General features: G+C 66.4%; 6 protein-coding genes. 1 reads left to right on the plus strand and 5 read right to left on the minus strand.

Annotated features, from left to right (window positions below; translation table 11 throughout):
* Window positions 1-196 (minus strand): hypothetical protein (locus tag AC1DQP_RS13885; protein ID WP_457321534.1); only part of this gene is annotated, 196 nt, incomplete at its 3' end.
* A 46-nt stretch (window positions 197-242) separates the two neighbouring features.
* Between AC1DQP_RS13885 and AC1DQP_RS13890 the strand changes: the two genes are divergently transcribed.
* Window positions 243-2,570, plus strand: coding sequence for a TonB-dependent receptor (locus tag AC1DQP_RS13890; RefSeq protein WP_478051816.1), 2,328 nt, complete (start codon window positions 243-245; stop codon window positions 2,568-2,570).
* A gap of 93 nt (window positions 2,571-2,663) precedes the next feature.
* Here the strand turns inward: AC1DQP_RS13890 and AC1DQP_RS13895 are convergent, their stop codons facing one another.
* The 4 genes from AC1DQP_RS13895 to rnd form a co-directional block, all read right to left on the minus strand.
* A complete protein-coding gene (locus AC1DQP_RS13895; protein WP_478051817.1) occupies window positions 2,664-3,839 on the minus strand; it encodes a serine hydrolase domain-containing protein in 1,176 nt (391 codons plus the stop codon).
* 196 nt (window positions 3,840-4,035) lie between these two features.
* On the minus strand, window positions 4,036-5,133 hold the full coding sequence (locus AC1DQP_RS13900) for a hypothetical protein (RefSeq protein WP_457321395.1): 1,098 nt from the start codon (window positions 5,131-5,133) through the stop codon (window positions 4,036-4,038).
* Between the two features lie 94 nt (window positions 5,134-5,227).
* Window positions 5,228-5,731, minus strand: coding sequence for a hypothetical protein (locus AC1DQP_RS13905; RefSeq protein WP_457321393.1), 504 nt, complete (start codon window positions 5,729-5,731; stop codon window positions 5,228-5,230).
* Between the two features lie 143 nt (window positions 5,732-5,874).
* A complete protein-coding gene (gene rnd / locus AC1DQP_RS13910; protein ID WP_478051818.1) occupies window positions 5,875-6,954 on the minus strand; it encodes a ribonuclease D in 1,080 nt (359 codons plus the stop codon).
* Window positions 6,955-7,160 lie beyond the last annotated feature (206 nt).

Raw genomic sequence — 7,160 nt, forward strand, 5'->3', positions numbered from 1 at the left:
CCGCCAGCCAGATCCGGCACAGCGTCAAGCCTTCCGGCCGCCGCACCGAGCGGGCATAATCCGCGCCAGAATCCCGGCGGCTCAGCCAGCAGACCAGGGGAGGGGATGGACGGCCGTCCCCCGCATCGCCCTGCAACCAGCCTGCAACATCCACGCAATAACGTGCCGCATCGCTGCGTAAAACAGCGGTGTTCATCCGCGTGCGCCGCACGCCACCCGTTCAGCACTCCCCGAGACCCTGCATGCCTGCCTACCGCAACACCCCCGTGTCGATGCCGTCCCGTTCCGCCGTCGCACTGCCGCGCCGCCACGCCCTGGCGCTGGCCTGCGCCACCGCCTCGCTGTTCGGCCTGGCCGGCACCGCACTGGCCCAGGACGCTACGCCGACCTCGCTGGACGCCATCACCGTCAATGCCGACCACCGCGAGCGCAACCTCCAGGAAGTGCCGGTCTCGGTCGGCGTGGTCCAGGGCGAGAAGATCCGCGACTACACCGCCGGCGGCGATGACACCCTGCTGGCACTGTCGGGCAAGGTGCCCAGCTTCTACGCCGAGACCACCACCGGGCGCATCTTCCCGCGCTTCTACATCCGTGGCCTGGGCAACATCGACTTCTACCTGGGTGCCTCGCAGCCGGTCTCGATCATCCAGGACGACGTGGTGCTCGAGCACGTGGTGCTGAAGTCCAACCCGGTCTACGACGTGGACCAGATCGAAGTGCTGCGCGGTCCGCAGGGCACCCTGTTCGGCCGCAACACCACCGCCGGCATCGTCAAGTTCGACACCATCAAGCCGAGCCAGGACGCCAGCGGCCGCGTGCAGGCCAGCTATGGCAGTTACGGTAGCGTGGCCATCGACGGCGGCGTGGGCGGTGCGATCAATGACATCGCCTCGTTCCGCGTGTCGGCGCTGTACCAGCACCGCGATGACTACGTGGACAACACCTACACCGGCCCCAGCGCCGATGGCACGGTGTCGCCGAAGAACAACGCCATGGGCGGCTTCGACGACCGCAACGTGCGCGCACAGCTGCTGCTGCAGCCGAGCGAGAACTTCTCGCTGCTGGCCTCGGCCCATGCGCGTGACTACGACGGCACCTCGACCCTGTTCCTGCGGGGTGCGGTCACCAAGGGCTCCAACAAGACCGACGTGGCGCGCGATCGCGTGGCCTACGACGAAGCCGACAACAACCCGCAGTCCTACAAGACCTACGGCGGCTCGGTGAAGGCAGTCTACGATTTCGGCAATGTCTCGCTGACCTCGATCACCGCCTACGAAACCACCTCCGGCTACAGCCGCGGTGATACCGATGGCGGCGCGGCGGCCAACTTCCCGGTCAATGGCGTGGCCAACGGCTACGGCCAGTCGATGGGCCAGATCCGCGACCTGGACCAGTGGACCCAGGAAATCCGCCTGGCCAATGGCGATGACAACCGCCTGAAGTGGCAGGTCGGCGCGTTCTACTTCGATGGCCGCGACACCACCGATTTCTACCAGCGCGCCTGGTTCCTGCAGGGCAACGCGCGCAACCCGAACAACTGGGTGCGCCTGCGCAACGTCAACACCTCCTGGGCTGGCTTCGGCCAGGTCAGCTATGACGTCACCGACAAGTTCACCCTGACCGCCGGCCTGCGCCAGACCCGCGATGAGAAGCACACCCGTCTGCTCAAGACCGCCGACACCGCCGCCGGCGTGGTGACCTACAAGGGTCGCACCGACGTGGAAATGGCCGACACCACCCCGAGCTGGGACGTGAGCGCGATGTACGCGTTCAACCCGCAGTTCAGCGTGTATGCGCGCGTGGCCCGTGGCTTCCGTGGCCCCACCATCCAGGGCCGTTCGGCCGTATTCAACGCCGACTTCACCACCGCCGATTCGGAAACCATCCTGTCCTGGGAAGCGGGCATCAAGAGCAGCCTGTGGGACAACCGCCTGCGCGTGAATGCCGCTGCGTTCACCTACGTGGTCAACGATATCCAGCTCAACGGCAACGACTCGGACGGCAACGGCGTGCTGTTCAACGCCGACAAGGCCAAGGCCTACGGCCTGGAAGCGGACATGGAGCTGCGCCCGGTTCCGAACCTGAGCCTGAGCGCCGGTGTCAGCCTGCTGCACAGCGAAATCCAGGACGACCGCGTCTATGCCCAGGTCTGCGCGCTGAACGGCGCGGTGGTGTGCACGGTGAACGACCCGACCATCAAGGTTGGTGCCAACACCTTCGCCCAGATCAACGGCAACCCGCTGCCGAATGCGCCGAAGTACAACATCAACCTCGCCGCGCGCTACGACGTGCCGGTCAACGACAGCGATGTGTTCTTCGTCTCCACCGACTGGAACAAGCAGGGCTACACCAGCTTCGTGCTGTACGACTCGGCCGAGTTCAACTCCAAGGGCAGCTTCGAAGGCGGCCTGAAGCTGGGTTACTCCGGCAACTACGGTGCGTGGGAAGTGGCGCTGTTCGCGCGCAACATCACCAACGAGAAGAACCTCAAGGGTGTGATCGAAAACTACATGGCCGCGGTGTACAACGAACCGCGCACCGTGGGTGTTTCGCTCAACATGAACTGGTAAGTGGCGAGGGCATCGGCACCGCGCAAGCGTGGTGCCGATGCCGGATGCTCTGCGATAACAACGCCCTGCCTGTGCAGGGCGTTGTTGTTTCGGCTACGGGGTTGCTGGCGGCATCGCCGGGGCCAACCCGGCGAACAAACCGCCGAGCACGCCCATCGTGGCCTTGTCCGCGCCCATGTCTTCGGCGGCGTTGGCAATGGCGATCACGCCATTGTTCTGTGCGGGGAACAGCACCACCCAGGCCAGCCAGTTGCCATCGGAGCCGCCGTGCACCAGCACGGGGCCCTGGCGACCGGCGATGGACGGCTGCACGCCCCAGTCCAGCCCGGATGGGCTGCCGGTCTGCGCGGTCTGCATCAGCGCGTACGAGGCCGGGGTCAGCAGTTTGCCCTTGCCTTGGCTACCGGCCAGCTGATCGATGGCAAACAGCGCCAGGTCCTGCAGGCGCATATGCAGGTTGCCCGCTGCGGTGTAGATCGGCGGCACGCCGTCATCGGCCTTCTGCGGGGCGGCGGTCACCGGCTTGCCGCCGCGATGGCCCAACGGCTGCCCGGCAGAAGTGGGGCCGAATCCGGCACCGGTCATGCCCAGCGGCTGGAACACCTCGCGCTGGATCAGCGATTCCACATCCTTGCCGGTGGCGCGCTCGGCGATCACCGCCGCGATCAGGAAGCCGCTGTTGCTGTAGGCGAACGCGGTGCCCGGTGCATGCACGGGTGTTTCGGCCAGCGCGGCCTTGATGTAGGCCTCGCGCTGCACGGGCAGGGGCCGGGGGTCCACGAAGAAGGCATCCAGCGCCGCGGCGTCGGTGAGGTTCTCCGGCAGCCCGGCGCGATGCGACAACAACTGCACCAGCGTGACCTGTCGGTAAGCCGGATGCATCTGCTTGGCCAGGTCGGGCAACAGCGTGGACAGCGGTGCATCCCACGTCAGCACGCCCTGTTCGACCAGACGCGCGATCATCGCTACGGAGATCGGCTTGCCCGTGGAACCGATCATCCACGGGTCCTCGACGCTGGCGGCTATCTTCCCATCGCTGCGGCGCACCCCGCTGACCGCCTGGTCGGCGACCTTGCCGTCGCGGATCACCAGCACGCCCATGGCCGGGGTCGACGTGCCCTGCATGGCCTGTGTGATCGTTGAGGTCAGATCGTCCGCGGCACTGGCGCTGGCCGCGACAAGCAGGAGGGAGATGCCCAGCCAGCGGCGCAGACCACGCGCGCTGGGGTGGGGGCAGGCTGCGGTCCGTCGGTGTGTGATCGTGTGCATGGGAGTCCTTGCGCAGCAGCGTGGGCAGGACCTGTGCCAATGGCAACGATCCCGCAGGGTGCAGTGTCCGCAGCGCCTGGGTACAAGCGTGCTGCGTTGATTGCGACTCACTCTTGCACTTCCGCTGCGCGCACGTATGTGTCTGCAGTCATGCCCGCGTACACGTGTTGCGAGAGGCGACAGCGTCGCCTCGTGCCTACTTCGCGCCTGCTGATCCGTCCACCGGCTTGCGCAGCGACACCGGCGTACCCAGCAGCGGATCGGGCGTGCCAGCACGGCCCACTACCTGCACCTGCATCGGTTCTAGGCGGGCGAGCAGCGCCTTCTGTGCGGGCGTGAGGGGGGTTGAGTTGATGCCAACAAGGACCCGCGCGGCTTTCATGGGCGCAGGTGACAGGTGGACGGTGAATCGGCGAAGCAGGCAGTCGCGGGTCGTCGCATTGATGTCCTCGCAACGATCGGGGCCGTGGTAGTCCACATCGGCATTGGCCACGATGGCGCGGGCGGCGAGCACGATCTGGCCGGGCTTCACGGTAAATGCGAGCGGCGCGGCTGCACTCGGTATGCCGGCCCGCACGCGAACCGCAGGCACATCGCGCTCCCGGGTCTTCTCCAGCCAGGCGCCCTCAACGTGGCGGGGAACATCATACGTTTCGGTCCTGTATGACATGCAGTTTCCCGAGGCCACGTGCACGGACGTGCAGACCTGGCGCGAATGCGCTTCATCGATCGAGCCTGGCGGCGACCAGATCTTTTCGCGATAGGACTGGCGGTAGGTCACCTGCTCCAAACGCACGCGTCCCTGCACGCCATCGGTTTCGCTGTCGGAATTTTCCGGTTTGGGCAGGTTGGCCAGCGTGGCATCGATGCGATAGCTCTCGGCGCTGGTCAGGCGATAGGTGCCCGGCGCAATGACATGCACTTCGAACCCGGTCCACAGGTAGACCATCGGCTTCCTTTCCAGCGTATTGGCGGAGAATCCGGGCATGTAGTGCTGGCTCGGAGACTGCTCGTTCTGCCAAAACGTACGGGCAGACAACGGCGGCAGCTTGTGGAAGCTGTCGGCTAGAAGAAAGCCTGGAACCAGGGAGGTCCCCCACATCTCATCATAACTCTGCGGATAGGGGACGGGCGTCAGCACCACCACCATGCCATCGCGGGTGGCGCCATCGATGACGTCCAGTATTCCATTCACGTGTTCGATGTTGGGGTCGGGCTGCTCGGCGACTGCAATGTCGATCGAGATGCTGGTCAGCAGGGCGCACATCAGCAGCGTCTTGGTATGCACTGGCATTGGGAGATTCATCCTTGAGAGCGGTTCACGTTGCCGTGGCAATCGGCACGGTGCGCCGTGCGTTCCACAGATGCCGCAACGCTATCACGCCCGATCAGCGCAGCGTCGGCCTACCTGCGCAATACCGCGAACGCTCCCTCGGCGCCGGTGCGTGCCAGATTTCATTGCCGCCATCACCGTCGCCCTCGTAAAAGGCGATACGCCCTGCTTCATCGTGGTGCAGGGTAGGGCTGAACGCCTCGGCGTCGCTCCTGCCTTCGGGGTTCATAAAGCGGATCTCGCCACCACAGACGAAGTTCGACCCTGGCTCGCGCCCCAACGCGGCACACGTGACCTGCGAGGATTCTGCGACCACCGGGCCGGGCAGTTTCGGGGCGATGAGGCCGCGGTCGGCAAGCGCGCAGAAGTAATCGGCGACGGCGCTGCGGATCTGTGCCTGGGACGGCATCCAGTCCGGGCAGCTGTAAGGGTCGGGTGTGCAGCTGCTGGCGGGCGCGGTGTCGATGGCCGCTTGCGGCATGGCCGCCGCAGTGAACGGGGACAGGGCGAGCAACGGCAGCAGCAACGACGGCAGCAATCGCAGCAAGGGCAGGGTCATGAAGCGCATCGCACGGAAGGGTTGGCGGGCTTGCGGTGGCCCGCGTAGATGACGATGGACGCTCGGACAGACACCGCAGCACCGGCGCATACTGCCGCCGGTGCACTGTCGTCTCCCCACCTGTCGTTGCGGTATCCGGCGGCTTACGCGGCCGGCAGCAGCGGGGCCAGGACCGGCTCCAGTTGTTCACGCCGCCAACCGGCCAACGCGGGCGGCCACTGGCCACTTTCCAGATAGCTTTCCAGGTGCTTGCGCGAGGCCAGCACGCCGTCGGGCAGGCCCAGTTCGGCGGTGCGCGCGCTGACCGCATCCTGCAGCCGCTTCAGCGCCTGCTTGTTGTTGTCGTTGGCCGGCAGCGCCAGCGGTGCGTCGGCTTCGTCGTCCAGCGGCGTGGTCAGTGCCTGCCAGACCTGGTTGGCCAGCTTGCGCGGTGCCTTGGGGAAGCTCTCCATGAGCTTTTCCAGTGCCGGCACGTCGGCGGGCGGCGTGCGCGCGAGCACGGCCGCCAGTTCGTTGTCCAGGATCCAGCTGCGCGGCTTGTCGCTGCTGCGGGCCTGCACATCGCGCCAGCGCAGCAGGCGCAGCAGGCGGATCTGCGCGGCGTCGTCCATGAACTGGGCCGAGCGCATCGCCACGTGCGGCCAGCGGTCTTCGTCGTTCTCGACGCTGCCGAGCAGGCGTCCGGCGTCGTCCTGCAGCCACTGTCGGCGATCGAGCTCGCCGAGTTTGGCGTCGATCGCATCGTGCATGGCAAACAGATACTCGACGTCGTCGGCGGCGTACTCCAGCTGCGATTCGGACAGGGGGCGGCGCATCCAGTCCGAGCGCGTCTCGCCCTTGGCCAGGGTGACCCCGGTGATCGCATTGACCAGCTTCTGGTAGCCCATGCCGCCGCCGATGCCGGCCAGCGACGCGCCGATCTGGGTGTCGAACAGCGGACGCGGCAGCACGCCGCAGGCGACCTTGAAGGTCACCAGGTCTTCGCTGGCGCTGTGCATGATCTTCAGGATGGAGGTGTCGGCCAGCCACGGGGCCAGCGCCTCGTTCATGCCGGGGATCAGCGGGTCGATCAGCAGGATTTCATCGCCGACCGCCATCTGCACCAGGGCCAGTTGCGGCCAGTAGGTGCGTTCGCGGATGAATTCGGTGTCCAGCCCGATCCGGGTGGGGCGCTGGCGGTAGCGCTCGTCCAGCTCCGCCGGGGTTTTGATCCAATAAGCCACGTGGGTTCCGTCAACTGCAGGGGGTGCTCAGGGGATGAGGATAACGCGCCGTGGTCGGCGCGCGCGCCGGTATCATGATCCGGTCGTCGTACGGTCGCTGTGACCGTGCGCTGGCTTGCCCCTCCCGTCCCGGTTCGGCGATGCTCGTGCCTGGCTGCAAGGAACCCGATGTTGCGCACCTCCGCTTCCCTCCCGCCGCTGCTCGC

The sequence above is a fragment of the Stenotrophomonas sp. P5_A8 genome (assembly GCF_056400545.1).

Coding starts and splice junctions, on each gene's coding strand:
- AC1DQP_RS13890 (WP_478051816.1), top strand. CDS start 243: ATGCCTGCCTACCGCAACACCCCCGTGTCGATGCCGTCCCGTTCCGCC.
- AC1DQP_RS13895 (WP_478051817.1), bottom strand. CDS start 3,839: ATGCACACGATCACACACCGACGGACCGCAGCCTGCCCCCACCCCAGC.
- AC1DQP_RS13900 (WP_457321395.1), bottom strand. CDS start 5,133: ATGCCAGTGCATACCAAGACGCTGCTGATGTGCGCCCTGCTGACCAGC.
- AC1DQP_RS13905 (WP_457321393.1), bottom strand. CDS start 5,731: ATGACCCTGCCCTTGCTGCGATTGCTGCCGTCGTTGCTGCTGCCGTTG.